Annotated in this window: 23 protein-coding genes; 13 read left to right on the plus strand and 10 right to left on the minus strand. The window is 68.2% G+C overall.

The genetic code is table 11. The annotated features are described in order from the left end of the window. Nucleotides 1-28: 28 nt before the first annotated feature. The 3 genes from MFF07_RS17730 to MFF07_RS17740 form a co-directional block, all read right to left on the minus strand. Nucleotides 29-1,621 (minus strand): regulator, encoded by a 1,593-nt coding sequence (locus MFF07_RS17730; RefSeq protein ID WP_210245130.1) that lies wholly within the window; start codon nt 1,619-1,621, stop codon nt 29-31. Between the two features lie 52 nt (nt 1,622-1,673). Then, complete coding sequence (locus MFF07_RS17735) at nt 1,674-2,348, minus strand: cysteine hydrolase family protein (RefSeq protein ID WP_147816910.1); 675 nt, start codon at nt 2,346-2,348, stop codon at nt 1,674-1,676. Nucleotides 2,349-2,503: 155 nt separating this feature from the next. Continuing rightward, nucleotides 2,504-3,244 (minus strand): GntR family transcriptional regulator, encoded by a 741-nt coding sequence (locus tag MFF07_RS17740; RefSeq protein ID WP_147816911.1) that lies wholly within the window; start codon nt 3,242-3,244, stop codon nt 2,504-2,506. Between the two features lie 452 nt (nt 3,245-3,696). Here MFF07_RS17740 and MFF07_RS17745 point away from each other — a divergent pair, with 452 nt between their 5' ends. From MFF07_RS17745 to MFF07_RS17770, 6 genes are read left to right on the plus strand one after another with little or no spacing between them, the layout of a single operon-like run. After that, entirely contained in the window at nt 3,697-4,704 is a 1,008-nt protein-coding gene (locus MFF07_RS17745; protein WP_147816912.1) for a hypothetical protein, read from the plus strand. A gap of 56 nt (nt 4,705-4,760) precedes the next feature. Continuing rightward, a complete protein-coding gene (locus MFF07_RS17750; RefSeq protein WP_147816913.1) occupies nt 4,761-6,125 on the plus strand; it encodes an 8-oxoguanine deaminase in 1,365 nt (454 codons plus the stop codon). Between the two features lies 1 nt (nt 6,126). Next, on the plus strand, nt 6,127-7,746 hold the full coding sequence (locus MFF07_RS17755) for an ABC transporter ATP-binding protein (RefSeq protein ID WP_147816914.1): 1,620 nt from the start codon (nt 6,127-6,129) through the stop codon (nt 7,744-7,746). 12 nt (nt 7,747-7,758) lie between these two features. Further along, nucleotides 7,759-8,850: an ABC transporter permease gene (locus tag MFF07_RS17760; protein WP_147816915.1), complete on the plus strand. Its 1,092-nt coding sequence runs from the start codon at nt 7,759-7,761 to the stop codon at nt 8,848-8,850. A gap of 18 nt (nt 8,851-8,868) precedes the next feature. Beyond that, nucleotides 8,869-9,795 (plus strand): ABC transporter permease, encoded by a 927-nt coding sequence (locus MFF07_RS17765; protein ID WP_147816916.1) that lies wholly within the window; start codon nt 8,869-8,871, stop codon nt 9,793-9,795. A gap of 47 nt (nt 9,796-9,842) precedes the next feature. Then, complete coding sequence (locus MFF07_RS17770; protein WP_147816917.1) at nt 9,843-10,913, plus strand: BMP family ABC transporter substrate-binding protein; 1,071 nt, start codon at nt 9,843-9,845, stop codon at nt 10,911-10,913. 213 nt (nt 10,914-11,126) lie between these two features. Here the strand turns inward: MFF07_RS17770 and MFF07_RS17775 are convergent, their stop codons facing one another. Next, complete coding sequence (locus MFF07_RS17775) at nt 11,127-11,318, minus strand: hypothetical protein (RefSeq protein ID WP_147816918.1); 192 nt, start codon at nt 11,316-11,318, stop codon at nt 11,127-11,129. Nucleotides 11,319-12,060: 742 nt separating this feature from the next. Beyond that, entirely contained in the window at nt 12,061-12,957 is an 897-nt protein-coding gene (gene uraD / locus MFF07_RS17780) for a 2-oxo-4-hydroxy-4-carboxy-5-ureidoimidazoline decarboxylase (protein ID WP_147816921.1), read from the minus strand. A 235-nt stretch (nt 12,958-13,192) separates the two neighbouring features. On the opposite strand from uraD, the gene MFF07_RS17785 reads away from it, so the two are divergent. Both MFF07_RS17785 and pucL read left to right on the plus strand, forming a co-directional pair. Beyond that, nucleotides 13,193-14,608: a nucleobase:cation symporter-2 family protein gene (locus MFF07_RS17785; RefSeq protein ID WP_238232508.1), complete on the plus strand. Its 1,416-nt coding sequence runs from the start codon at nt 13,193-13,195 to the stop codon at nt 14,606-14,608. Between the two features lie 39 nt (nt 14,609-14,647). Then, on the plus strand, nt 14,648-15,487 hold the full coding sequence (gene pucL, locus MFF07_RS17790; protein ID WP_238232509.1) for a factor-independent urate hydroxylase: 840 nt from the start codon (nt 14,648-14,650) through the stop codon (nt 15,485-15,487). A 10-nt stretch (nt 15,488-15,497) separates the two neighbouring features. Here the strand turns inward: pucL and MFF07_RS17795 are convergent, their stop codons facing one another. After that, a complete protein-coding gene (locus tag MFF07_RS17795) occupies nt 15,498-15,800 on the minus strand; it encodes a hypothetical protein (RefSeq protein ID WP_147816923.1) in 303 nt (100 codons plus the stop codon). 240 nt (nt 15,801-16,040) lie between these two features. On the opposite strand from MFF07_RS17795, the gene MFF07_RS22570 reads away from it, so the two are divergent. From MFF07_RS22570 to atzF, 5 genes are all read left to right on the plus strand, one after another. After that, nucleotides 16,041-16,175, plus strand: a complete 135-nt coding sequence (locus tag MFF07_RS22570) for a hypothetical protein (protein ID WP_283206829.1) — start codon at nt 16,041-16,043, stop codon at nt 16,173-16,175. A 449-nt stretch (nt 16,176-16,624) separates the two neighbouring features. Then, entirely contained in the window at nt 16,625-16,876 is a 252-nt protein-coding gene (locus tag MFF07_RS17800; RefSeq protein ID WP_147816924.1) for a hypothetical protein, read from the plus strand. 366 nt (nt 16,877-17,242) lie between these two features. Continuing rightward, nucleotides 17,243-17,512, plus strand: coding sequence for a hypothetical protein (locus MFF07_RS17805; RefSeq protein ID WP_147816925.1), 270 nt, complete (start codon nt 17,243-17,245; stop codon nt 17,510-17,512). Between the two features lie 158 nt (nt 17,513-17,670). After that, the gene (locus MFF07_RS17810; RefSeq protein ID WP_147816938.1) at nt 17,671-18,630 is read left to right on the plus strand and encodes a LysR family transcriptional regulator; all 960 of its coding nucleotides are present in this window, start codon (nt 17,671-17,673) and stop codon (nt 18,628-18,630) included. Nucleotides 18,631-18,764: 134 nt separating this feature from the next. Then, nucleotides 18,765-20,630 (plus strand): allophanate hydrolase, encoded by a 1,866-nt coding sequence (gene atzF / locus MFF07_RS17815; RefSeq protein ID WP_147816926.1) that lies wholly within the window; start codon nt 18,765-18,767, stop codon nt 20,628-20,630. Here atzF and MFF07_RS17820 read toward each other — a convergent pair. The 4 genes from MFF07_RS17820 to urtC all read right to left on the minus strand — a co-directional run bounded on the left by MFF07_RS17820 (nt 20,603) and on the right by urtC (nt 25,238). Further along, complete coding sequence (locus MFF07_RS17820) at nt 20,603-22,414, minus strand: adenine deaminase C-terminal domain-containing protein (protein WP_147816927.1); 1,812 nt, start codon at nt 22,412-22,414, stop codon at nt 20,603-20,605. The genes atzF and MFF07_RS17820 overlap by 28 nt on opposite strands. 165 nt (nt 22,415-22,579) lie before the next feature. Further along, nucleotides 22,580-23,275, minus strand: coding sequence for an urea ABC transporter ATP-binding subunit UrtE (urtE, locus tag MFF07_RS17825; protein WP_147816928.1), 696 nt, complete (start codon nt 23,273-23,275; stop codon nt 22,580-22,582). Nucleotides 23,276-23,286: 11 nt separating this feature from the next. After that, the gene (gene urtD / locus MFF07_RS17830; protein ID WP_147816929.1) at nt 23,287-24,084 is read right to left on the minus strand and encodes an urea ABC transporter ATP-binding protein UrtD; all 798 of its coding nucleotides are present in this window, start codon (nt 24,082-24,084) and stop codon (nt 23,287-23,289) included. Further along, complete coding sequence (urtC, locus tag MFF07_RS17835) at nt 24,081-25,238, minus strand: urea ABC transporter permease subunit UrtC (protein WP_238232510.1); 1,158 nt, start codon at nt 25,236-25,238, stop codon at nt 24,081-24,083. Before urtC ends, urtD begins: the two co-directional genes overlap by 4 nt. Nucleotide 25,239 lies beyond the last annotated feature (1 nt).

The raw sequence follows: 25,239 nt of genomic DNA on the forward strand, positions 1-25,239 counted from the left end.
CGGTCCGGACGAGGTCCGCCCGCAAATCCTATTCCGCAGGGGCGTGCGCCGGTTGCGCCATCGCCGGAACCGGGACCGCGCCGCGCGCCGCCGCGAAGAGGAGGCCCGCGACGAGCATGTAGGCGAGCGCCAAGGTCGGGGTCACGGCGAAGCCGACGGCCGGTCCGTGCATGAAGCCGAAGAAGGTCAGCACCCCGCCGGCCGCCGCGAAGGCCGAGGCCCGCAGGAAATCCCGCTCGATGATGAAGGCGGCGATGGCGCCGAGGATCAGGCCGCCGAGGATGGCGCCTTCGCCGAGCACGGCGAGCCCGTGATAGAGCACGCCGACTTGCCCGAGCTTGTCGATGCCGACCACCGCCGCGCTGGTGCCGGCCGCCCCCAGTGCCCCGTCGATCAGCGTCTTGGCCCAGGCCGCGAGATGCGGCGCGAAGGCCAGGACGATCGCAGGCGCGTGCGAATGCGGCGTCTCCTGGAAGGCCTGCGCCCCGATCAGCATGCCGATGTAGAGCAGGATCGGCGAGATCGCGACGACCGGGACCACGCTGGAAATGAGCGAGATCAGGTTAAACCAGGCCAGCAGCAGGACGACGATGCCGGTGGCGAAGGAATAGCCGATCCGCCCGCCCATCGCCTTCCAGCCGGGATGGCCGATATAGACCGCGTTGATGAAGGGGTTGCCCATCAGGCAGCCGATCAGGCTGACGACGCCGTCCGCCGTGAGCACCCGCGTGGTCGGGTAGGCATCGCCCGCGACCTCCGCGCTCTCGACGTTGTCCATCGCCTCGACGAGATCGTAGATGCCGAAGGGGATCGCGGTCACCAGGATGATCCCGATGAACTCGAAGCCGCCGAAGACGTGGTCGACGGCCGGCAGCGGCACCGAGAAGCCGATGCCGGAGAGCGCGCTCGTCAGGCCGGGGCCGCTGACCCCACCGATATCGATCCCGAACAGCTTCGCCCCCCAGGCGACCGCCATGCCGAACAGGATGGCCACGAGCCCGGCCGGAAGGCGGCCCGGGTAGCGCACGCCGCCGAACCAGGCGAGCAGGATGATGGCGAAGGCGACGACGCCGATCACCGGCGTCTGGATGAGTTCGAGCGCCGGCCGCATGGCGATGAAGGTGACGGAGACGCCGGCCAGCGTGCCGAGCAGCGCCGCGCGCGGCGTGATGCGGCGGATGAGGGGGGCGATGAAGCCGCCGGCCATCAGCATGAAGCTCTGGATGAACACCCAGGCGAGCCCCGCCTCCCAGGCCTTCACCGGATCGCCGGTGGAGAGCTTGATCGGCAGCATGATCACGAAGACCACGATGAACATGTGCGGCACGCTGATGCCGGAGGGCAGCGCGCAGACGTCGTCGCGGCCGGTCGCCTTGGCGAGGCGATAGCCGAGCCAGCCGTAATAGGCGGTGGAGAGGAAGAGCATCAGGCCGACGGCGGGCAGGATTCGCCCGAAGGTGATCGCGTCGGGCATGCCGAGGACGAAGCGCAGCAGGCCGGTCAGCACCAGCATGTTGACGAGAATGTTGGTGCCGAAGCCGAAGAAGGCGTTCCAGTCGCCGGGCACCCAGAGGGCCGGTCGGCCGCTCGCCGCGGCCGTCGTGGTCATGCCACTTGCCATGATGCCCTCCGTTACGTCCGGCGGGGCGGCGGCACCGCGCCCGCGCAGTGGATCACGTGTGTCGGCTGAGGGCGGCGATCACGCTGCCCGAGTCCGAGACCCAGCCGAAGATGCCGCCCTGCGCCTTGATCATCGCGAGGCCGGCTTCGTGAAATTCTGGGATGTACGACCCGCAGGCGTCGGCGACGACGACGCAGCGATAGCCGCGGTCGTTGGCCTCCCGCACCGTCGTGTGCACGCAGACCTCGGTGGTCACGCCGCAGACGAGAAGCGTCGCGATGTTCCGGGCCGCGAGCACCTCGGCGAGCTCGGTCGCGTAGAAGGCGCCCTTGCCCGGCTTGTCGATCACCGGCTCGCCGTCCCACGGCTTCAGTGCGGGGATGATGTCGTGCCCGGGTTCGCCGCGGATCAGAATCCTGCCCATCGGGCCTGGCTGTCCGATCCGCGCGGTCGGCTCACCGCGCTCCAGCTTGGCTGGCGGTGCGTCGGAGAGGTCCGGGCGATGGCCCTCGCGTGTATGCACGACGAGCAATCCAGCCGCGCGGGCCGCAGCGAGCAGAGCCTGCGTCGGCGGCACGGCGGCGGCGAGGAGCGAGACGTCGTTGCCGAGGCTTTCGCCGAAGCCGCCAGGCTCCAGGAAGTCGCGCTGCATATCGATGATCACGAGAGCCGTGGTCGACGCAGCGAAGGTGAGCGGTGACGGCTGGGCTTCGAGAACGCTGGGCATGCGGACTGCCTCGCAGGCCGTTGAATCGGATCAACGTCCGGCGATCATGTATGCAAGCGGACAGAAACGCCTGCACAAACCATACACTTCTCTGCGCGAAGTTTCGGCCGTTCTGGCAATCCGATGGGCAGTCGGCCCGGTCGAATCGCAGGCCGTCAGCGCGGCGGGCGCGCCTTGCCGGCGCGCACCGGCGCCGCAATCCGCGTGCGACGCTCCCGGACCCGCTCGCCCGCGGCTTCACGCGCGGCCGCGCTTTCGGCATCGACCGCCACGAAGGCATCCTCGACGACGCTCATATGGACGAGCATGGCGGAGTTCGCGGCCGCTGCGTCGCGCGCGAGGATGGCCCGCACGACGAGACCGTGCTCGGCATGCGAGCGGGCGAGCCGCCCTGCGGCCTGGAACTGGATCCGGCGGTAAGGTGTCAGGCGCCGCCGCAGGTTGCGGGCGATCTCGTCGACCACGGAATTGTGGGCGCCAGCGTAGAGAAGCCCGTGAAACTCCTGGTTGGCGACGACGTAGCTGTCGTGGTCGCCGGCCTCGGCGAGAGTTCCCATGTGTTCGTGGAGCACCCGAAGCCCGCCACGTTCCGCCGACGACATGCTCAGCGTCGAGAGGCGTGCGCAGGTCGCTTCGATCTCGCCCATGGCGATGAACAGCATGTCGAGTTCGTCCGGCGTGATCGTCCGGACGGTCGCCCCGAACCGCGGGCGCAGGTCGATCAGGCCGGTTCCGTTGAGCAGCCGTAAGGCATCGCGCACGGGCGTGCGCGAAACACCGAAGTGCTTGGCAAGGATCTGCTCGTCGAGATGGGTTCCAGGCGCGAACTCGCCGGCCAGGATGGCGTTGGCGATCTGGTCCGACAGGCTTTCGGCGCGGGTTGGGGACGCAGGCACTTTTGTCTCGGTTCCCGACACGCGACCTGCACGGCGTTCGTATGCATTCGCCCCGGTGATTAAGACCAGTTTCGCACCGCCTGCAACGTGGCATCGGCAGGCCTCTGGGCGGCCCGTCGGCCGTCGCCGTATCGGTCCAGCCGGTGAGCGCGCGCAGATCGTCATCGGTTCGATCGCGTGCCGGCATTATGGCTACCGATCGCGCAGACCGGCCGCAAATCGCGCCCCGCGGTCTCCGCTGCTTCTTAAGCGTGCATACACAGCCGCGCCGCGTGCCGCACATCGCCTTGCCGTTCACGGGCCGTTTTGAGGGCTGGCACTCGGGCGAGGCTTCGGGCAGCTCAGAAGATGTTGCGGTTTTGTAACAGCAGGATCCGACGTCGATCCGACTGCTTTCGATGGCATATCGGTTGCTGCCCTTCCCTCAGATTTTGCGAATGAGGAGAAGAACGATGTTCGCAAGGGGGCTCACGACGGCGGCTGTGTCGCTCGGGATGATCGGGTGCGCCGTGGCGGCCGATCTCGACACGGTGAAAAGGAACAGGGCCCTCGAGGCGGCACCGGTGAAGGAGGTGCCTTTCTTCCTCTTCGCCGATACGCAGATCAGCTATCGCCATGTCTTCAACGGCTCCGAGCCGGGCGTGCCGAAGCCCGGCTCGACGAACCCGCTGCAGGGCGCCGACATCCCCAAGGACGTGCTCAACATCGCGCATGCCGATGCCTGGGAGTACGGCACCAACTTCTTCTCGCTCGACATTCTGAGGTCGGGCAACCAGGACCCCGCCGGAACCGCGAACGCCCCCGGGGGGCCCCTGCTGTACGACTTCGGCGCCACCGAAGCCTACGGCCTGTACCGTGGGTCTCTCAGCCTGAACAAGCTCACGAACACGACCGCCTTTGCTTATACCGGCATCGTCAAGGACGTTTCGCTGTCCTTCGGCTTCGATGCCAATGCGAAGAATACCGTCTTCGGGCCGATGAAGCGCGACGTGGTCGGCGGTCTCGTCTTCTCGTTCGACGTGCCGATCGGCTTTCTCAACATCGCGGTGCACGCCTACAAGGAGTGGAACCGCAACGGCTTCGTGCCGCAGCCTTTCCGCAGCACGGAATTCAACACCGTCCCCGAATTCGAAATCGTCTACAGCATCCCGCTCGACGGTTTCTTCGGCGGATTCCCGCTGAAGCTCGCCGGCTTCAACAACATCGTCCTGCCCAAGGGCAACGGCCAGATCCCCGGTGCAGCCCAAACGAATGTCGAGTTCCTGTCGCGCACCAACCTCGTCCTCGACGTCGGCAAGCTGATCTGGGACCAGCCGGGCAAGCTCGATGCCTTCATCGGCTTCGAATACTGGCGCAACAAGTTCGGCGTCGACCAGGACATCACCTTCGCCCAGGGCGGTGCCGGGCCGGGCGCCGAGCAGAAGGCGTTCTTGGCCGGCATCGCCGTGCACGTATTCTGACGATGGATCCGCCGGCCGTTCGGCCGGCAGCTCCCACGACAACCGAGAGAGGCTGGATGACGGCATTGTCGAGGAAGGGTTCGCGCCTCTGGATCAAGAACCCGCTGGCGATCCTGGCGGAGGACGCAGCCGGCGGCATCGTCGTCGAGGGGACGCGCATCGTCGAGCGGGTACCCTCGGGCGGCCAGCCGTCGGCGCCGGTGCACGAGACCTTCGATGCCGCGCGGCACGTGGTCATTCCAGGCCTCGTCAACACGCATCACCACTTCTTCCAGACGCTCACCCGCGCCCATCCGCTGGCGATCAACAAGCCGCTGTTTCCCTGGCTGAAGGCCCTCTACACGGTCTGGGACAAGCTCACCCCGGAGGCGTTCCGCCTCGCGACGCGGCTCGCGTACACCGAGTTGCTGCTGTCGGGCTGCACCACGGCGGGTGACCACCACTACCTGTTTCCCAAAGGCCTCGAGGCCTCAGTCGACATCCAGGTCGAGGAGGCGCGGAGCTTAGGCATCCGCGCCCACGTCACCCGCGGCTCGATGAGCGTGTCGGTGCGCGACGGCGGCCTGCCCCCGGACGCGCTGGTCCAGGACGACGACACCATCCTTTCCGACAGCGAGCGCGTGCTCTCGCTGTTCCACGACACTGCGCCCGGCGCGATGGTGCAGATCGGGCTCGCGCCCTGCTCGCCCTTCAACGTGACGAAGCGGCTGATGCGCGAGAGCGCAAGCCTCGCCGAGCGCTTCGATTGCCGCCTGCACACCCACCTCGGCGAGACCCTCGACGAGGAGGCCTACTGCCTCGCAACGTTCGGCCAGCGTCCGGTCGACTACCTCGATGAGGTCGGCTGGATGAACCCGCGCGCATGGCTCGCCCACGGCATCCACTTCAACGACGACGAGGTTCGCCGCCTCGGCAAAGCGGGCGTCGGCGTCTGCCACTGCCCGACCTCCAACATGACCCTGGCCTCCGGCCAGTGCCGGACCTGCGAACTGGAGGCCGCCGGTAGCCCCGTCGGCCTCGGGGTCGACGGCTCGGCCTCGAACGACAACTCGAACCTGATGGAGGGTGTCCGCCACGCCCTGATGCTGAACCGCCTCACCTACGGTGCGGAGCGGGTCACCCATCTCGACGCGCTGCGCTGGGCGACGGAAGGCTCGGCCGCCTGTCTCGGGCGCTCCGACATCGGCCGGATCGCGGAGGGCCGCGAGGCCGACCTCGCCCTGTTCACCCTCGACGAACTGCGCTTTTCCGGCAGTCACGATCCGCTGGCGGCCCTCGTGCTCTGCGGCGCGCACCGCGCCGACCGGGTGATGGTCGCCGGGCAATGGCGGGTGATCGACGGCCATCCAATCGGGCTCGACACGCGCCGGCTTCGCGAACAGCACAGCCAACTGGCACGAAATCTGTTCGGTACATCCTGACATGGATGCCACCCTCCCCGCTTCTGCCCTCGCCCGCCGCTCGAAGGAGGGGCCGACGCCCCTGTTCGGGGCCTACGGCATCGTCAAGCGGTTCGGGAGTTTCACGGCGAACGACGGCGTCGACCTGGAGATCCGGGCCGGCGAGATCCACGCACTGCTCGGCGAGAACGGGGCCGGCAAGTCGACCCTGATGAAGATCCTCTACGGCCTGCTGGAGCCGACCGAGGGCGTCGTCACGCACAAAGGCGACATCGTGCAACTGCCCAATCCCGAGGCCGCCCGCCGGCTCGGGATCGGCATGGTCTTCCAGCATTTTTCGTTGTGCGAGAATCTGACGGTCGCCGAGAACATCGCGCTCGTCATGCCGAAGGACCTGTCCGGCCGGGCTTTGGCCGACCGCATCGCGCGGCTCGGCATCGATTACGGCCTGCATCTCGATCCGGATCGCCCGGTCTGGTCGCTCTCGGCCGGCGAGCGCCAGCGCATCGAGATCGTCCGCTGCCTGCTGCAGGATCCGAGCCTCGTCATCCTCGACGAGCCGACCTCGGTGCTCACCCCCGGCGAGGCCGAGGTGCTGTTCACCGTGCTGGAGCGCTTGCGCGAGGAAGGCCGGGCACTGCTCTACATCTCCCACCGCCTCGACGAGGTGCGCCGGCTCTGCGTGCGCGCCACCATCCTTCGCGGGGGCAAGGTCGTGGGGGCCTGCAACCCGCGCGAGGAAACCGCCCGCTCGCTGGCCGCGATGATGGTGGGCAGCGCGGTCCGCGAGGTCACGCCGCGCGAGGGCGGAGCCGTCGGCCGGGAGCGCCTGCGGCTCGATCGTCTCTCGCTCCCCGCCCCTGACCTGCACGCCACCGCGCTCCACGACGTGTCGCTCAGTGTCGCCGGCGGCGAAATCCTGGGGATCGCGGGCATCGCCGGCAACGGTCAGGCCGAACTCTTCGCCGCGCTCTCAGGCGAGTCCCGCGCGCCCGAGCCGGATTCCGTGCGCCTCGACGGCAAGCCGGTGGGCGCGCTCGGGATCAACGCGCGCCGACGCCTCGGCGCGGGCTTCGTGCCCGAGGAGCGCAACGGCCACGCCGCCGCGCCCCTGATGAGCCTCTCCGAGAACGCCCTGCTCTCGCGCTATCCGACCGCATCGTTGACCCGGTTCGGCCTGATCCGGCTCGGGGCCGCGCGCGACCTCGCCAAGCGCGTGATCGAGGCCTTCGACGTGCGCAAGGCGGGCCCTGACCCCGCCGCTGGGACCTTGTCGGGTGGTAACCTGCAAAAATTCGTGGTCGGCCGCGAGATCCAGGCGGAGCCGGGCGTCCTCGTCATCAACCAGCCGACCTGGGGCGTCGACGCAGCGGCCGCCGCGCATATCCGGCAGGCGGTGATCGATCTCGCTGCACGCGGCACCGCGATCCTCGTCATCAGCCAGGACCTCGACGAACTGTTCGAGATCGCCGGCTCCATCGCGGTGCTGCACGACGGCACGCTCTCTCCCGCGGTGCCCGCGGGCGAGACTAGTCGCGAGGCGATCGGCCTGCTCATGGGCGGATCGAGCGATCACGCCCCACCGGTCGCGGACGTGGCGCATCCGCGCGAGCCCATGCCGTCCCCCGCCCATGCGCACTGACCGGTAGCCCTCATGCGCCTCGATCTCGTGCCTCGCACCCGCCGCTCGCCGGTGCTCGACATCCTCTCGTCGGCCCTCGCCTTCGTGGCGGCGGTGCTGATCGGCGGCATCGCCGTGGCGGCTTTGGGCGTCTCGCCCACCGCCGCCTTCGTCACCTATTTCGTCACGCCGCTGAGCGAAGTCTGGTCGCTGCAGGAGATCGCCCTCAAGGCCGCCCCGTTGGCCCTGATCGCAACCGGGCTGGCCTTCTGCTACCGCGCGAACCTCTGGAACATCGGTGCCGAGGGCCAGTTCGTGGTCGGCGGATTGGCCGGCGGCTGGGTCGGCGTCGCGACGCAGGGCGCGGAGGGGTTCACCCTCTGGATCCTGCCGGCGATGCTGATCGTGGGCACGCTCGCCGGCATCGCCTTCGCGATGATCCCGGCGATCCTGAAGGTTCGTCTCGGCGTCTCCGAGATCCTGACCAGCCTGATGCTCGTCTACGTCGCGCAACTGTTGCTCGACTACATGGTCCGCGGCCCCCTGCGCGATCCGGCGGGCTACAACTTCCCGCAGAGCGTCGGCTTCGACGCGGCGGCGCGGCTGCCGTACCTCATGGACGGCGAGACGCTGCATGCGGGCGTACTCGTCGCCTTCGTCGCGGTGGTACTTGCAACGGTCGTATTGGCGCGAACCCTGTTCGGCTTCGAGGTGCGAGTCGTCGGCGCGAGCCCGCGCGCCGCGCGCTTCGCCGGCTTCTCGGATGCACGGCTGACGCTTGCCGTCTTCGCCATCTCCGGCGGCGCGGCGGGTCTGGCCGGGATCAGCGAGGTCGCCGGAAAGATCGGGCAGCTCCAGCCCGAGATCTCGCCGGGCTACGGCTTCACCGCGATCATCGTCGCCTTCCTCGGCCGGCTCTCGCCGCCGGGTATCCTGATCGCGGCGCTCGTGATCGCGCTCACCACCATCGGCGGCGAAGGCGCACAGATCGACCTGCGGCTGCCGCTGGATCTGACTCGCGCCTTCCAGGGTCTGTTGCTCGGCCTCGTGCTCGGGGCCGATGTGTTCGCCCGCTACCACGTCACGCTCGTGCCGGGAGGTCCGTCGAGCCGGACCGTCCCGTAAGCGAAGTCGGAGCAGGCCATGACCCTCGACATCGTTCAGATGGTGCTCGTCACGGTGCTGGCGGCCGCCACACCCCTGATCCTCGCCGGCATCGGCGAACTCGTCGCGGAACGCGCCGGGGTGCTCAACCTCGGCGTCGAGGGAATGATGATCTTCGGCGCTGCCGCGAGCTTCGCGGTGGCGATGCAGACCGACTCGACCTTTCTCGGTGCGGTCGGCGGCGCCGTCGCGGGCCTGCTGCTCGCCGCCTTGTTCGGAATCCTCACCGTCGGGCTCGCAGCGAACCAGGTCGCCTCCGGCCTCTCGCTGACCATCCTCGGCCTCGGATTGTCGGGCCTTGTCGGCGCGGGCTACGTCGGCATCAAGCGCGATCCGGCGCCGCATCTCGCGATTCCCGGCCTCTCGGATCTTCCCGGTATCGGGCAGTTGCTGTTCGGACAGGACGCCTTCGTCTACACGGCCGTCGCCCTCGTCGCCGCCGTGTCGTGGTTTCTCTGGCGCACCCGTTCGGGCCTGACGCTCCGCGCCATCGGCGACGACCACGTCGCAACCCATGCCCTCGGGCTCAAGGTTCGCAAGGTTCGCTTCCTTTCCGTGCTGTTCGGGGGCGCCTGCGCCGGCCTCGGCGGGGCCTATCTCTCGCTCGCCTACACGCCGTTCTGGTCGCCCGGGATGACCGCCGGTCGCGGCTGGATCGCGCTCGCCCTCGTGGTGTTCGCCTCCTGGCGGCCGCTGCGGGTCGCGGCGGGTGCACTTCTGTTCGGCGGGGCGACGGTCCTTCAGTTGCACGCCCAGGCTGCCGGCCTCGGCCTGCCGGGCCAGCTCCTCTCCGCCCTGCCCTACCTCGCCACCATCCTGGCCCTGGTCTTGCTCTCACTGGGACGGCGCGGGGGCGGCTCGCTGGCGCCCGCCGCGCTCGGGCGCGTCTTCACGCCAAGCCGGTGAACGGTCGCGACGACCGCGCGGCAACCGATCAAGAAAAGGACGACACGATGCGGGGTACGTCAACAAGGCTCGGCGCTGCGGTTCTGTGCGCCGTGCTTGCAGCCGGGCCGGCTTTTGCGGCCGACAAGCTGAAGGTCGGCTTCGTCTATGTCGGGCCGGTCGCCGATTTCGGCTATTCCTACCAGCACGACCTCAGCCGCAAGGCGCTCAGTGAGGCACTGCCCGACAAGGTCGAGACCACCTTCCTCGAGAACGTGCCCGAGGCCGACAGCGAGCGCTCGATCGAGAAGCTTGCCCGCTCCGGCGCCGGGCTGATCTTCACCACCTCGTTCGGCTTCATGGAGCCGACGCTGAAGGTCGCCAAGAAATTCCCGAAGGTGAAGTTCGAGCACGCCACCGGCTACAAGCGCTCCGACAACGTCTCGACCTACTCAGCCCGCTTCTACGAGGGCCGCTACGTCTGCGGGAAGATCGCCGGCACGCTCTCGAAATCCGGGACGGTGGGCTACATCGCCTCCTTCCCGATTCCGGAAGTCGTCAGCGGCATCAACGCGTTCATGCTGGGAGCGCAGTCGGTCAACCCGAACGTCAAGATCAAGATCGTCTGGGTGAATACCTGGTTCGATCCGGGCAAGGAGGCTGAGGCCGCGAAAGCCTTGCTCGCGCAGGGTGCCGACATCCTGACCCAGCACACCGACTCGGCGGCTCCGCTCCAGGAAGCCGAGAAGCAGGGCAAGCTCGCCTTCGGCCAGTCCTCCGACCAGTACCGCTTCGCCCCCAAGGCCCAGCTCACCTCGATCACCGACGACTGGAACGGCTACGTGATCTCGGAAGCCAAGGCCGTCCTCGACGGCACCTGGAAGAGCCACGACACCTGGGGCGGCATCAAGGACGGCATGGTGGTGCTGGCACCCTTCACCAACATGCCCGACGACGTGAAGGCCATGGCCGAAGAGACCAAGAAGGCCATCGCCGACGGCAAGATCCACCCCTTCCAGGGACCTGTGACGAAGCAGGACGGGACCGTCGCCGTGAAGGCCGGGGAGAACGCGCCCGACCCGATGATCCTCGGCATGAACTGGTACGTGAAGGGGATCGACGACAAGCTGACGCAGTGATCGCAGGCGGGCCGGGCTTCTCGCGAGGGGAGCCCGGCGTTCGCTGCGCATCATACGGCTTCGATTGACCGCCGCGGGGCCATTTCCGTCATTGCGAGCGCGGCGAAGCAATCCAGGGCCGACGCGCGCAACATCGGTGTGTTGGCCCTGGATTGCTTCGGGTTTGCCTCGCAATGCCGGAGGCGGCCCCGAGCGATCGAGTCGCAAACGGTCTCAGACCGGGCGACGGTTTGGCTGCTTGGCGCGCCGCGAGAGGCCGATGCCCCTGCGCGCATCGCACTTGGCTCCGTGGCTATGCCAGCCCTGCATCGCGCTTTGCTGCCAGGCATGATGGCAGCCGTGGGCGGATGCGGGGCCGCTCCAGATCAATCCGAGCAAGCCGCTCGCCACGACGATTGCGCGCATCGTGCATCTCCCAATTGCGTCTGCGGATCGCCGTCGGCGTGATCCCGTGGCGGCAGCTATAGCCAGGCCTCGACGCGCGTCGAAAGGCCGAGGGTCAGGGGCGCGGAGGCGTCTGCGTCCGTTGGCGGGGCATGGTTTCGGACCGCGGAGGAACCGGCTCGCCGATGCCGGGAGGCGCGGGGATCGCGTCTCCGTCTTCCATCGACCTTTCCTCGTTTCGAGGGCCGGCAATACCCTCGGTACCTCCGGGCGAAGTGGCCGGATCACGGCCCGCGGGTGCGCCCGTCGATTGGGCCAAAGCCGCTCCCGTCAAGCCGAAGACGGCGCACAGCGCGAGGACAGACATCGTCATCCGCATGGTCGATTCCCTTCCAGATCTCGTAGGATGTTTTGAGCAGGCCGATCGTCGATCGGCCGATATGGCGCCGGCGAGTCGGGCGTGGTCAGCGGTGGCGATGCGTCCGGTGACGGCGGCCGGCTCGGCCGCGCACCCCGCCGGGTGCCGTCGCACGGGGCTGTCCGGCCAACGGCGTCAGACTGCCCTGCGCGCGAGCCCCCGGTGCCGTACCCATGACACCGCCCCCGAACAGGCATGCCACGATGAGCCAAGCCGCCAGAGGCAAACTGAAGCCGAGGGCACGGGACGGACGCATCTGACACGGACTCCTGACGCCGGCCTGCGGCCGGTTTCGCGGTCGGATCGCAGCAAAAGCTATGCCGGCCGGCGCACGATCGCGCTGCATCAGCTCCCGCGATAGGTCTGGTAGCTCCACGGAGTCGCGACCAGCGGCACGTGATAGTGCCCCTCCGGATCGCCGACGCCGAAGCGCAGGGGGACGATGTCGAGAAACGGCGGTTCCTGCAGGTCGAGGCCGAGAGCCGGCCCGACCCGCCGGAAGTGGTCTCCGAGCCCGAAACGCAACTCGTAGGTGGCGATCGGCACGGGGCGCCCGTGGATCAGGGGCAGGTCGGTGCGACCGTCCGCGTTGGTCACCGCGCGGGCGACGAGTGCCGTCTCCGTGGCCGAGACGAACTCGACGAGTTCGAGCGCGACCCCGGCGGCCGGGCGCCCTCGGACGGTGTCGAGGACGTGGGTCGAGATCCGGCCCGTCGTGTTCAAGGGCCCGTCGCCGTCGACCAGGGCGTTCAGGCGGATCGCAGCGATCCGCATCACCTCGGTCTCGGCCGTGCGCCGCTCGACCGCGGGCACGGACGCCAGCCGATCCTCGAAGTTCCTGATCAGCGAGGCACGGCCGTGCCGCTTGATGCACAGGATGAAGGGAATTTCGAATTTTTCGCGGTAGGCCGCATTGAGCGCCTCGAAGCGGGCGTACTCGGCGTCGGACATCCGGTCGAGCCCCGCGGCGGCCTGCTCGGCGATCGAATCCGGTGCGATGTCGCCTAAGCGGGCAGCGCGTCCGGCGAGTTCGGGATGTCCCGTGAGCAGGGCGAGCCGCTGCGCGTCCGACGCGCCGTGGACGGCGCCTCGCATGGCGGCGAACAGGGCTTCGACGCTGGCGAAGGGTCGCTGCGCCGAAGTCGCCTCCGCAACCCACAGTGCATGCTCGAAGACGGCACCGAGCGCCGCCACGAAGTCTGCGGCAGAGGCTTCGTTCAGAGCTGCGAGCGTCGTGCCCATGATGACCGGGTCTCCGTGGGAAACAGGCGATGGCACGGCATCGCAGGGCGGGTCTTTGCAGGCAACGGGCCAGCCGCGGACGTCGGCTCCCTTGGCTCGAGGGCCGAGCGACCAACGGAGATGCCACGACGCGTTCTCCGGAACGCGCAACCCGTTCGCGTGGCACACGGCTTGCCCGGTCGGACACAGCATCCCCGGCGAGGGATCCGCTCACCGCGGTCGAGGCGTCGATCCCATGAACAGTGCGACCACCATCGCTGCACATTCAGATACCGTCATCGAGACCGTAGGCCCCGTCCCGCTCGGGCCCGCTACCGCGCCCGTGACGAAGGTGCCGCCCGTCGCCCTCGGCCTGCTCGGTCTGCAGCACGTTCTGGTGATGTATGCGGGGGCCGTCGCGGTGCCGCTGATCGTCGGACGGGCCCTGAAGCTGGCGCCCGAGCAGATCGCGATGCTGGTCAGCGCCGATCTGTTCGCGGGTGGGCTCGCCACGTTGGTGCAGAGCTGGGGCCTGCCGGGCGTCGGCGTGCGGATGCCGGTGATGATGGGCGTCACCTTCGCCGCCGTCACGCCGATGATCGCCATGGGCACCAGCCCCGAGATCGGCCTGACCGGCATCTATGGCGCCGTGATCGCGGCGGGCCTGTTCGCGTTTCTCGTCGCCCCCCTCATCGGACGGCTGCTGCCGCTGTTTCCGCCGGTGGTGACCGGTACGATCATCCTGGTGATCGGCGTCTCGCTGATGAAGGTCGGCGTGAACTGGGCCGCCGGTGGCATCGGCAACCCGAATTACGGGGCGCCGGTCTATCTCGGCATCGCGGCCTTCGTGCTCTGCGTGATCATGGCGATCACCCGCTACGGCACCGGCTTCGTCAACTCGGCCTCGGTGTTGATCGGCATCGTCGTCGGGATGATCGTGGCGAGTTTCTTCGGGCTGGTCGATCTCGGCCACGTCGCCACCGCGTCCTGGTTCGACGTGGTGCGGCCCTTCGCCTTCGGCCTGCCCACCTTCGATCCCGTCTCGATCGTCACACTCTGCATCGTGATGATCGTGGTGATGATCGAGTCGACGGGCATGTTCCTGGCGCTCGCCGAGATCTGCGCCGACCCCGTCGACGAAAAGCGCCTCACCAAGGGCCTGCGCGGCGACGGCCTCGGCACCATGATCGGCGGCATCTTCAACACCTTCCCCTACACCTCGTTCTCGCAGAACATCGGTCTCGTCGGCGTCACGGGCGTGCGCACGCGCACCGTCGCGGTGGTCGGCGGCTTCATCATGCTGGGGCTCGGCCTGATTCCGAAGCTCGCCGCCATGGTCGAGGCGGTGCCGCAATGCGTGCTCGGCGGGGCCGGGCTCGTGATGTTCGGGATGGTCGGCGCCACCGGCGTGCGTATCCTCGGCGCCGTGGATTTCGCCAGCAACCGCAACAACCTGTTCGTCGTCGCGGTCTCGGTCGGCTTCGGCATGATCCCGCTCGTCGCACCGACCTTCTTCAAGCAGATGCCGCACGCGCTGCACCCGCTGCTGGAATCCGGCATCCTGCTCTGTGCGATCTCGGCTGTGAGCCTGAACCTGTTCTTCAACGGCCTCACCAGCAGCGAGGCCGCGCGCGAGGCCGCCAGGCATCAGGCTGCCTCTTCCGAGCACTGAGCCCTCCTTCCGCGCGCTACCTCTCAGTGGAGAAAAACCATGCCTCTGACCGCCTCCAAATACGGCAAGGGCCGCGTGCGGGTGATGCGGCTCACCCGCGACGGCGACCATCACACCCCGCGCGAGCTCTCGCTCACGGTGCTGATGACGGGTGCCTTCGACGCATCCTGGACGGAGGGCGACAACAGGGCCTGCGTCGCCACGGACAGCGTCAAGAACATCGTCAACGTGGTCGCGGCCGAAAACCTCTCGCTCGACAAGGAGGCGTTCGCGGAGGCCGTCGCGAAGACGTTCCTCGACAAGTATCTCCAGGTCGAGGAGCTGCTGGTCGAGGGCCTGGAAACGCGCTGGCTGCGCCAGGCCGTCGGCGGCCAGCCTCACGGCCACGTCTTCACCCTCGACGGCAACGGCACGGGCTACGTCAAGCTCGTGGCGCGCCGCGATGGCGCGGTGCTGCAGTCCGGGCTCCGGGGCTTCACCTTCATGAAGACGACGCAGTCGGGCTGGGTCGACTTCGTCGCGGACGAGTACCGTACGCTGCCCGACACCACCGACCGCATCGCCGCCACCGCCATGGACGCGACCTGGACCTGGGCCGGCGCACCGACCGATTACTCGGCCACGAATACCAAGGTGCTCGACATCCTGCTCGAGGTGTTCGGTGCGACCTACAGCTATGGGGTCCAGGACAGCATGTATCGCATGGGCGAGGCCGTCCTGGCGGCGATCCCCGAGATCGCCGAGATCGGCTTCGCCATGCCGAACAAGCACTATATCCCGATCAACCTGAAACCGTTCGGTCTTGAGAACCCCGGCACCGTGTTCCTCCCGACAGACGAGCCCCACGGACAGATCGAGGCGACGATCGGGCGAGGTTGAGCCTCATGCGTCACCCCACCGGCTTCAGCGTGCTCAAGTCCACTTCGCCGTCCCGGTCCGTGAACCGGAGGCCGCCGTCACCGTCCTGCGACACGCCACCGATCTCGTGCGCGCCGCTGTCATAGGTCTTCGTCCGACCGCCCTGCTCGATCACGAGGCGGCGCTTTTCGCGGAAGAACGCATAGCGCAGGTCGTCCTGGCCCCCGCTGGTCGAGGGCTGGCCCAGATCCTTCGGCCACCAGGCTTCGGCCTTGGCCATCGGTTTCATGGGCTCCATCGGTTTCATGGGCTCCATGGGCTTCATCGGTTCCATCGCGCGCTTTCCGTGTTCCAAGTCACGGGGCAACGCGGCCGCATTGCACATGGGCTCAAGGCTTTGTGCGTCTCACGGCGGATAGCTGCTTGCGAAGGCGTTCCCGAGACCTCCATTGGCAAGCTCCCTGCCGACATGGCCGCACGGGAGCCGTCGCGAGCGCCATGTTGCACCACCGGCCACCGCCCCATCTCGGCGCAGTCGTCCGCAGCGGATCGATCCGCCGGATCCTCGCTCTCGATGATCTCGGAAGCCCGTGCGATAACCCAGACCGCCTCGCCGGTGCAACGCTCCCGTTCGGCGCTGGACGCCGCCGCCCATCTCGCCGCGGCCCGGATCGAGCCGGCCTTCGAGAAGCACGGCAGAGTCGATTGAGCCGGCGACAGCAGCTCCGCTCGCGCGGTCTTCGGTGGCATTCCGAAGTCGGAGATCAGCCCGCCCGAGATATCGGCGGCGACTCGGCCGCAGCTGCATAACGGGGACGTCGAGACCCAACGGTCCCATCAACCCACTCGCGCAGGGTTGCGGGCGACGGGCGGTCTCGACGACGTCCGATTTCGTGCGAAAAAACACGCGCTGCGAAAGAAGCGTGCCAGCTTCCTACACTGTGTCAAAAAACGTCGCAAACGCAGTCAAGTTACTGATAGAGCATTCGATTTTATTCAAGCTTTCTCAATGACGGTGCGTGGGTCATATGCGATGCATCATCATTGTGCACATAACTTGCGCATAGCGTGTTGTCTTTCAGGGCAAGCCTGCACAAATTCTGGGAACTCGGCCGGTCGCCTCGTCTCCGGCGACGGATCCGAACCTAGGAATCGACCATGACAGCACGCATCATCGTGGGCGCCGCTCTCGGCCTTGCCCTTTCCACCACCGCCTTCGCACAAAGCTACAACGCGCCGGCTGGGATTCCGGCCGCGACCGCACCGGGCGGCTTCGAAGGACGGGCTGCCGAGCGGAACATCGAGGCCTATAATGGCCGCTATGCTCGCCCCAGAGATGGTCAGGTCTCGGTCGACGGTGTGTACACCACCGGCTCCGTGAGAGGCTCCGCGGCTCAGCGCGGCCGCTGAGACGTCCGACTCCGTTCTCTCGGCCTCTATCTTAGGACCGGTAGCCTTCATCGGGTTGCCGGTCCTTTTTCGTTCGGATGCCGATGGATAGGCGCCGGCCGGTCGGCCCTGGTCAAAATATGTGACGGGCTTCTACGTACCGACGCTCTCGGATGTCATGAAGCGGATGCCGTTCCGGTTGAGCCTCGACCGGGCACCGGTTTTTCCGAGAACCGGTCCCACGCCTCGGGCCGATGCGTTCGCTTTTCGATTTCATCGAACGTTTCCGACGATTCTTTTCGGGTTTTGCAGGGGGCGGCCAGGGGGCATCTTCACGCCATCAGATGACGGCCGGACGGCCATCACATCGCACCGATGGAACCCACCATGTCCCGTATCCTCGCCGCTTCCGCTCTTGCACTCTCCCTCGTCGCGGGCCTGCCTGCCGCCGCTTCCGCCCAGAGCTACAATGCTCCCGCGGGCATCCCGGCCGTCACGGCGCCGGGCGGTCTCGAAGGTGCCGCCGCCGTGTCGAACCTGCAGGCCTACGACGGCCGTTCCTATCAGGTGCGTCCCGGCGAGGTCTCGGTCGAGGGCGTCTACACCACCGGTTCGATCCGCACTCCGCAAGCCGTTCGCGGCCGCACCGCCCACTGATCCCGGCGCGAACCTTCGAGCAGTCCAGCAAGCCGGTCCCCTCGGGGCCGGCTTTTTCGCGTGAGCACTGCCGGCGATCGTTCCTCCGGAAATCGGCGTTCGGCTTGCTTGTCGAAATGCTCGACGCGCCGGAAGGCGCCTCGTTCGAGGATATCGGCATGCAGACCTCCGGGACCCCGACACTCGATCAGCTGCGCGTCTTCCTGTGCGTCGTCGAGACAGGAAGCTTCGCGGCGGCCGGGCGGCGCCTCAACCGTGCAACCTCGGTGATCAGCTATTCCATCGCCAACCTGGAAGCACAGCTCGGCCTGCCGCTGTTCGATCGAGAATCGACCCGTAAGCCGCAGCTCACCGAGGCCGGGCGGGCCGTGCTGGCCGAGGCCCGCACGGTCTCGCACAGCCTCGATGCCCTGCGGGCCAAGGTGAACGGCATGCTGAGCGGGTTGGAGGCCGAGGTCAGCCTCGCCGTCAGCGTCTTGATGCCGGGCGAGCGCCTCGTCGATGCGCTGCGGGCGTTTCAGGCGCGGTTTCCCACCGTGACGCTCCGTTTGAACGTCGAGGCGTTGGGAGCGGTCCAGCAATACGTCGCCAGCGGCAAGGCCGTGCTCGGCATCGGCGTCGAGATCTGGGACAAGACCGGCGATCCGCTCGAGCACATCGCCGTGGGCGAGGTCGAGATGCTTCCCGTTGCTGCTCCGTCCCACCCCCTCGCGATGGTGGACGCCGCCGGGCCGGGCCTGGCGCGCGAGCATGTCCAGCTCGTGATCGCCGACCGCTCGTCCCTGTCGGAAGGACAGGAGTTCGGCGTGATCGCGACGCGCACCTGGCGGCTGTCCGACCTCAGTTCGAAGCACACGCTGCTGCTCGCCGGCATCGGCTGGGGCAGCATGCCGGCGCATATGGTGCAGGCGGACCTTGCGGCCGGCCGCCTCGTCGAACTGCACATGCCGGAGGCGAAGCACCGCCGGCTGCCCTTCACCGCGATCTACCGCACCGACAGGCCGCCCGGCCCAGCCGGTCGCTGGCTGATCCAGCGTTTTGCGGGGCAGGCTGCGGACGAGCCTATGGCTCCCGACGCACGCTCGACGAACCCGATGCTCGCCGTCTCGCCGGCCTGAGCCAAGCACGCGCGTCGGTTTCGGACCGTCTGCAGCAACGACATGGCAGCGGGCTTGCTCAGGCAGGCCCATCGGTTCGCGACCCTCGGCTACGGACCGGCTCAGGTGGCACCGTGTATACATAAGAGGCATCGATGCACGCAGGTGAGCACATTGGCGCGGAGGACGGCCTTCCGCCGGTCCCGACCCTCGCGATCTTGCGCGCGCGTTACGCCGCAGGCGACCTGACCCCCGTCGATGTCGCCACGCTCGTGGCCAGCCGCATGGAGGCCTATACCGACCCGGCCGTCTTCATCACGCCCGTATTGCGCGACGATCTGATCGCGGCGGCACGTGCGCTGATGGAGAGGCACCCCGAGCCGAATTCGCTGCCGCTCTGGGGCGTGCCCTTTGCGGTGAAGGACAACATCGATGTCGCCGGCCTGCCCACCACCGCGGCCTGTCCCGCTTTCGCGTACGTGCCCTCACGGGATGCCCATATCGTGGCGAGGCTGAAGGCAGCGGGGGCGCTCGTCACCGGCAAGACCAACCTCGACCAGTTCGCCACCGGCCTCAACGGCACCCGCTCGCCTTACGGGGCGCCACGCAGCGTCTTCTCCGCCGACCACATTTCCGGCGGGTCGAGTTCGGGCTCGGCGGTGGCGGTCGCCGCGGGTCTGGCGAGTTTTTCCCTCGGGACCGACACCGCCGGCTCCGGCCGGGTGCCCGCCGCCTTCAACAACGTCGTCGGGATCAAGCCGACGCCGGGCCTGCTCTCCACCACCGGCCTCGTGCCCGCCTGCCGGAGCCTCGACTGCATCAGCATCTTTTCGTCGAGCGTCGCGGACGGGATCGCCATCCGCCGGATCGCCGAGGGGTTCGACCCGGACGACATCTACGCACGCCGCATCGCGCCCGCGACGCTCCCGGCCGCCCCGCGCTTCGGAGTGCTCATGGGCGCCGATCGCGAGTTCTTCGGCGATACCGAAACCGAGCGCCTCTACGAGGCGGCGGTGACGCGGCTCTCGGTTCTCGGCGCGACAGCCGTTCCGTTCGATTACGCGCCGCTCCGCGCTATCGCAGAACTGCTCTATGGCGGTCCCTGGGTCGCTGAGCGCCTCGCTGCGATCGAACCGTTTTTCGATACGAACGCAGGCGATTTCGATCCGAGCGTGCGCACCATCGTCGCCTCCGCCAAGCGCTTCAGCGCCGTCGACGCTTTTCGCGGCCGCTATCGCTTCGAGGCGTTGCGACGCGAGGCCGAAATGCTGTTTGCCGCCGTCGACGTCCTGCTTCTGCCGACGGCTCCGACGACCTACACCGTCGCCGCGATGCGCGACGATCCCGTCGCGCTGAACAGCCGGCTCGGGCTCTACACGAACTTCGCCAATCTGCTCGGCCTCGCCGCGATCGCGGTGCCGGCGGGGTTTCGCGGCGACGGCCTGCCGGCTGGCGTCACGCTGGTCGGCCCCGGCGGCAGCGACGACGCCTTGGGACCGATGGCCGACGCGCTCCACCGTGGCGCAGCCTGCGGTACGGGCATCGATCGGGAGGCGTCCGTGCCGAGCCTTGTGCGTCCCGTGGAGCCGCCCATCGAGAGCGTCGCCCTCGCCGTGGTCGGGGCGCATCTCTCGCAACTCCCGCTCAACCGGGAGCTTGTCGCCCTCGGTGCGAAGCTCCTGCGAAAAACCAGGACCAAGGCCGATTACCGCCTATACGTTCTGCCCTGCACCGTGCCGGCCAAGCCCGGTCTCGTCCGCGATCCCGGCTATGGTGGCCCCGGGATCGAAGTCGAGATCTGGACCCTGTCGCCGGAAACCTTCGGCCGGTTTGTCGCGGCCATCCCCGCACCCCTCGGGATCGGCCGGATCACACTGAGCGACGGCAGCAATGTCGCGGGTTTCCTGTGCGAGACCCACGCCGTGGCGAGCGCTCCGGAAATTACGGGCTATGGCGGTTGGCGAACCTACCTCGCCTCGGCGGCGCATGATCCTCAAGCCGCCTCGAACAACGGCACCTGACGCATCTCCGGCACCAGCACCAGCCCCATATCGGTGATGCGAATCTGCGGGATCACCGAGAGTGGGATCAGGTTGAAGCCCATATAGGGGATCGTGCAGCCCGCACGATTCCAGGCCACCTTGAGCGCCCTCACCTCCTCCGCGACGGCGCCGACGCGCTTGTCGGAGATCAACCCGGCCACCGGCAGCGGCACCATCGCGACGACGCGGCCGTCCTCGACCACGCAGACGCCGCCCTCGGTCGCCGCGATGGCCTGGAGCGCAACGCGCATGTCGGCCTCGTCGAAGCCGGCGACGATGACGTTGTGGGAATCGTGGCCGACGCTGCTCGCCACCGCCCCGCGCTTCAGCCCGAACGCGCTGAGCAATCCGTGCGCGACGTTGCCGCCGAGACCGTGCCGCTCGATCACTGCGACATGACAGAGGCCATGGTCCGCGAGCGTCACGGCCCAGTCCGCGCCGGGATTCAGGGCGATGCGCTCGTGGACCAGTTCGATGCCCGGCAGCGTCGTGCGGATCGCGTTGACCGTGCACGGACCCGCAGGCAGCGTCGGCACCAGGGCCGGCAGCGGGTCGGGCAGGTGCATCGTGGCGTAGGCAGGCTTCGGGTAGCGGTACGGCTTTTCCAGCGCCGCCTCCAGGCGCGGCGTGGGCTTCCGGCCCTCGACCACCAGTTCGCCGCCGTACCAGGTCGCCTGCGGCAGGAGGTCGTCGTCGAGCAGCACGAGGTCGGCGCGGCGCCCGCCGCCCAATCCGCCGATCTCGCCGTCCAGCGCGTAGCGTGTCGCCGGGTGCAGCGAGCCCATCGACCAAGCGGCCGGCTTCGGGATGCCCATCCGCACCGCCTCTCGCACCACCCAATCCAGGCCGAAGGCGAGCAGATCCTCGGCGTCACGGTCGTCGGTGCAGCAGCAGACCCGCTTCCAGGCCGCGCCGTAATCGGTCACGGTCCCGATCGCCTTCGGCAGCGAGTGCCACGGCGTGGTGGGCGGCCCGCCGCGCAAAAAAATCCAAACGCCGGCTTCCAGCAGGTCGTCGGCGATGTCGGCGTCGATCGCCTCGTGCGTGTCCGTGACGCCGCTCGCGGCATAGGCGGCGACGAAGTCGCGGCCGTAGATGTGGCCCGAGACCGGGCGTCCGCGCTCCAGTGCCGCCGCGATGATGGCATGCGCCCGCGGATCGCCCTCGGCCACCGCTACGAAATCCATCTTTTCGCCCAAGCCCAGCGCTTCCGGCCAGGCATCGAACAGCCCCGCGATCTTCTCCGGCGTCAGGTCGCCGCCCGCGGTCTCGATCGCGGGCGTGGTCGCCGGCACCGTGCTCGGCACCGTCAGGTAGATGTTGAGCGGCGCCGCGCGCGCGTCCTCCAGCATCCAGGCGACGCCGTTCACGTCGAGCACGTTGCCGATCTCGTGGCTGTCGCAGACGATGGTGGTGGTGCCGTTGATCAGCGCCGCCTCGGCATAGGCGCAGGCCGTGACCATGCTGCTCTCGATATGCAGGTGCGGATCGACCAGCCCCGGCGCGATCAGGCCGCCGGCCACGTCGTAGCGCGGCGCGCCGCCTTTGTGCGACCCGGCCGGCTTCACCGCCGCGATCCGCCCGCCGGCGATCCAGATCTCGCGGTCGGGCAGGATGCGCTCGGAATAGGTCGAGAGCACGCGCGCGCCTGTGATCACGAGATCGGGTTCGGCCCGCCCGCCCGCGACGTCGGCGAGACGGCGCGTCATCCGGGCCAGGGGTTCGACGGAGAAACGGTTCAGCGGCTTGATGAGCTCGTTCATGGTGTCCGTGGGGCGCGGGCGGGTCTCGGCGCTGCGTGGCGCACGCATCATGCCACGGATGAGGCTCGAATTTCAGGCACGCCAAGCTCGGCAGCTTGCGGTCGATGGCGACCGGGGCTTCCACGCGGTCGTCGGGAAACCGTGCCGCGACCGTGCGATCCGCAACTAGACCGACAACCACCGCAGCACGTCGGCCTCGTTCATCGACGCGCGCGGGCCGGCATCCATCACCTGTCCGCGATCCATCACGGCGTAGGTGTCGCAGAGGTCGCGCGCCCATTCGAAATACTGCTCGACCAGCACGATCGCCATGGTGCCCTTGCCCCGCAAATAGGTGATGGCGCGGCCGATATCCTTGATGATCGAGGGCTGGATGCCCTCGGTCGGCTCGTCGAGCACCAGGAGCCGCGGACGGGTCACCAGGGCGCGGCCGATGGCGAGCTGTTGCTGCTGGCCGCCGGAGAGGTCGCCGCCGCGCCGGTGCAGCATGTCCTTCAGCACCGGGAACAGGTCGTAGATCTCGGCCGGCACGAAGCGGTCGGCGCGCTTGCACGGGGCGAAGCCGGTCTCGAGGTTCTCCTTGACCGTGAGGAGCGGAAAGATCTCGCGGCCCTGGGGCACGAAGGCGACGCCACGGCGCGCCCGGTCGTAGGGCGCGAGCCGCGAGATGTCCTCGTCGCCGAGGCGGATCGAGCCCTTGGCGATCGGCTGCTGGCCGACGATGGCCCGCATCAGCGAGGTCTTGCCGACGCCGTTGCGCCCGAGCACGGCCGTCACCTGCCCCGGCTCGGCCTGAAGCGAGACGCCGCGTAGCGCCTTCGCCGCGCCGTAGAAGAGATCGATGCCCTCGACGTTCAGCATGTCGCCCTCGCTCAACGTCCCAGATACACTTCGACGACGCGTGGGTCGGCGGAGACGGCATCGATCGAGCCCTCGGCCAGCACCGCGCCCTCGTGCAGGCAAGTGACGCGGCAATCGAGTGCCCGCACGAAATGCATGTCGTGCTCGATCACCACCACCGCGTGGTCCCGCGCGATCTCGCGCAGCAGCGTCGCCGTCGCGGCGGTCTCGGCGTCGGTCATGCCGGCGACGGGCTCGTCGACCAGCAGGAGCTTCGGATCCTGGGCGAGCAGCATGCCGATCTCGAGCCATTGCTTCTGGCCGTGTGAGAGGTCGGCGGCGGGTCGCTCGCGGTGCGCGATCAGGCCGACCTTGGTGAGCAGCGCGTCGATGCGCTCGGCCGCGACCCGGTTGCGCCAGCCGAACAGCGACTGAAAAGCCGCGCGCGGACCTTTCAGCGCCAGAAGGATGTTGTCGGCCACCGTGTGGCTCTCGAACACCGTCGGCTTCTGGAACTTGCGGCCGATGCCGAGGTCGGCGATGGCCGGCTCGTCGAGCTTGGTCAGGTCGATGGTGCCGTCGAAGACCACGCGGCCGAGATCCGGCCGGGTCTTGCCGGTGATGCAATCCATCATCGTGGTCTTGCCGGCGCCGTTCGGGCCGATGATCGCGCGCATCTCGCCTTTGTCCAGCGTCAGCGAGAGGCCGCGGAGCGCCCGGTAGCCGTCGAACGTGACCTGGACGTCGTCGAGATAGAGCAGCGCCGGGGTGAGGCGCTTGTCCGGTACCTGGGCGGCCGACGGCGGTGCGAGGGTGGCCGCGTCGCTCATGAGCCGCGCCCCTCTTCCACGAGTTTCGGGGCGAGTTCTGGCTCCGGTGGGAGTTTCGCTGCCGCGCGCCGGCTGCCGTAGCGCTGCATCAGCGTCCCGACGATGCCCTTCGGCAGGAACAGCGTCACCAGCACGAACAGCGCGCCGAGCCCGAACAGCCAGGCATCCGGCAGCGCCCCGGTCAGGATGGTCTTGGCGTAGTTGACGATGATGGCGCCGAGCGCGGCGCCCACCAGCGTGCCGCGTCCGCCCACCGCCACCCAGATCACCGCCTCGATGGAATTGGTCGGCGCGAACTCGGACGGGTTGATGATGCCGACCTGCGGCACGTAGAGCGCGCCGGCCACGCCCGCCATCATGGCGGAGACGGTGAAGGCCAGCGTCTTGAAGTGCTCCGGCCGGTAGCCGAGGAAGCGCGTGCGGGGTTCCGCGTCGCGCACAGCGATCAGGATCTTGCCGTAGGCCGAGACCGTCATGACGCGGGCGATCAGGTAGCCGAGCGCCAGCGCGATGGCGGTGGCTACGAACAACGCGACGCGCACGCCCTGCGCCTGGACTGACAACCCCAGAAGGTCCTTGAAGTCGGTGAGGCCGTTATTGCCCCCGAGCCCCATGTCGTTGCGGAAGAAGGCGAGCATCAGCGCGTAGGTCAGCGCCTGCGTGATGATCGAGAGGTAGACGCCGGTCACCCGCGAGCGGAAGGCGAGCCAGCCGAACACGAAGCCGAGGAGACCCGGCACCGCGAGCACCATCAGCGCGGCGAAGGGAAACATGTCGAAGCCGAGCCAGTACCAAGGCAGCTCCTTGTAGTTCAGGAAGACCATGAAGTCGGGCAGGACCGGATTGCCGTAGACGCCGCGCGGCCCGATCTGGCGCATCAGGTACATGCCCATCGCGTAGCCGCCGAGCCCGAAGAAGGCGCCGTGCCCGAGGGAGAGGATGCCGCAATAGCCCCAGACCAGATCGAGACTCACGGCGAGCAAGGCGAAGGACAGGTACTTGCCGAAGAGCGAGACGAGATAGGTCGGCATGTGGAGGGGCGAGCCCTCCGGGACCATCAGGTTGAGCAGCGGCACGACGAGGCAGGCGGCCGCGAGGAGGCCGAGGAAGATCAGGCCCTTGAGGTCGATGAGTGGGGTGCGGGCTGGGCTCATC

This window comes from Methylobacterium thuringiense, assembly GCF_022179645.1.
Classification (GTDB): domain Bacteria; phylum Pseudomonadota; class Alphaproteobacteria; order Rhizobiales; family Beijerinckiaceae; genus Methylobacterium; species Methylobacterium thuringiense.

Excerpts from the sequence above, each read along its gene's own strand:
- MFF07_RS17730 (WP_210245130.1), bottom strand. The coding sequence starts at position 1,621 with ATGGCAAGTGGCATGACCACGACGGCCGCGGCGAGCGGCCGACCGGCC.
- MFF07_RS17735 (WP_147816910.1), bottom strand. The coding sequence starts at position 2,348 with ATGCCCAGCGTTCTCGAAGCCCAGCCGTCACCGCTCACCTTCGCTGCG.
- MFF07_RS17745 (WP_147816912.1), top strand. The coding sequence starts at position 3,697 with ATGTTCGCAAGGGGGCTCACGACGGCGGCTGTGTCGCTCGGGATGATC.
- MFF07_RS17750 (WP_147816913.1), top strand. The coding sequence starts at position 4,761 with ATGACGGCATTGTCGAGGAAGGGTTCGCGCCTCTGGATCAAGAACCCG.
- MFF07_RS17755 (WP_147816914.1), top strand. The coding sequence starts at position 6,127 with ATGGATGCCACCCTCCCCGCTTCTGCCCTCGCCCGCCGCTCGAAGGAG.
- MFF07_RS17760 (WP_147816915.1), top strand. The coding sequence starts at position 7,759 with ATGCGCCTCGATCTCGTGCCTCGCACCCGCCGCTCGCCGGTGCTCGAC.
- MFF07_RS17765 (WP_147816916.1), top strand. The coding sequence starts at position 8,869 with ATGACCCTCGACATCGTTCAGATGGTGCTCGTCACGGTGCTGGCGGCC.
- MFF07_RS17770 (WP_147816917.1), top strand. The coding sequence starts at position 9,843 with ATGCGGGGTACGTCAACAAGGCTCGGCGCTGCGGTTCTGTGCGCCGTG.
- MFF07_RS17775 (WP_147816918.1), bottom strand. The coding sequence starts at position 11,318 with ATGCGCGCAATCGTCGTGGCGAGCGGCTTGCTCGGATTGATCTGGAGC.
- uraD (WP_147816921.1), bottom strand. The coding sequence starts at position 12,957 with ATGGGCACGACGCTCGCAGCTCTGAACGAAGCCTCTGCCGCAGACTTC.
- MFF07_RS17785 (WP_238232508.1), top strand. The coding sequence starts at position 13,193 with ATGAACAGTGCGACCACCATCGCTGCACATTCAGATACCGTCATCGAG.
- pucL (WP_238232509.1), top strand. The coding sequence starts at position 14,648 with ATGCCTCTGACCGCCTCCAAATACGGCAAGGGCCGCGTGCGGGTGATG.
- MFF07_RS17795 (WP_147816923.1), bottom strand. The coding sequence starts at position 15,800 with ATGGAACCGATGAAGCCCATGGAGCCCATGAAACCGATGGAGCCCATG.
- MFF07_RS22570 (WP_283206829.1), top strand. The coding sequence starts at position 16,041 with ATGATCTCGGAAGCCCGTGCGATAACCCAGACCGCCTCGCCGGTGCAA.
- MFF07_RS17800 (WP_147816924.1), top strand. The coding sequence starts at position 16,625 with ATGACAGCACGCATCATCGTGGGCGCCGCTCTCGGCCTTGCCCTTTCC.
- MFF07_RS17805 (WP_147816925.1), top strand. The coding sequence starts at position 17,243 with ATGTCCCGTATCCTCGCCGCTTCCGCTCTTGCACTCTCCCTCGTCGCG.
- MFF07_RS17810 (WP_147816938.1), top strand. The coding sequence starts at position 17,671 with ATGCAGACCTCCGGGACCCCGACACTCGATCAGCTGCGCGTCTTCCTG.
- atzF (WP_147816926.1), top strand. The coding sequence starts at position 18,765 with ATGCACGCAGGTGAGCACATTGGCGCGGAGGACGGCCTTCCGCCGGTC.
- MFF07_RS17820 (WP_147816927.1), bottom strand. The coding sequence starts at position 22,414 with ATGAACGAGCTCATCAAGCCGCTGAACCGTTTCTCCGTCGAACCCCTG.
- urtE (WP_147816928.1), bottom strand. The coding sequence starts at position 23,275 with ATGCTGAACGTCGAGGGCATCGATCTCTTCTACGGCGCGGCGAAGGCG.
- urtD (WP_147816929.1), bottom strand. The coding sequence starts at position 24,084 with ATGAGCGACGCGGCCACCCTCGCACCGCCGTCGGCCGCCCAGGTACCG.
- urtC (WP_238232510.1), bottom strand. The coding sequence starts at position 25,238 with ATGAGCCCAGCCCGCACCCCACTCATCGACCTCAAGGGCCTGATCTTC.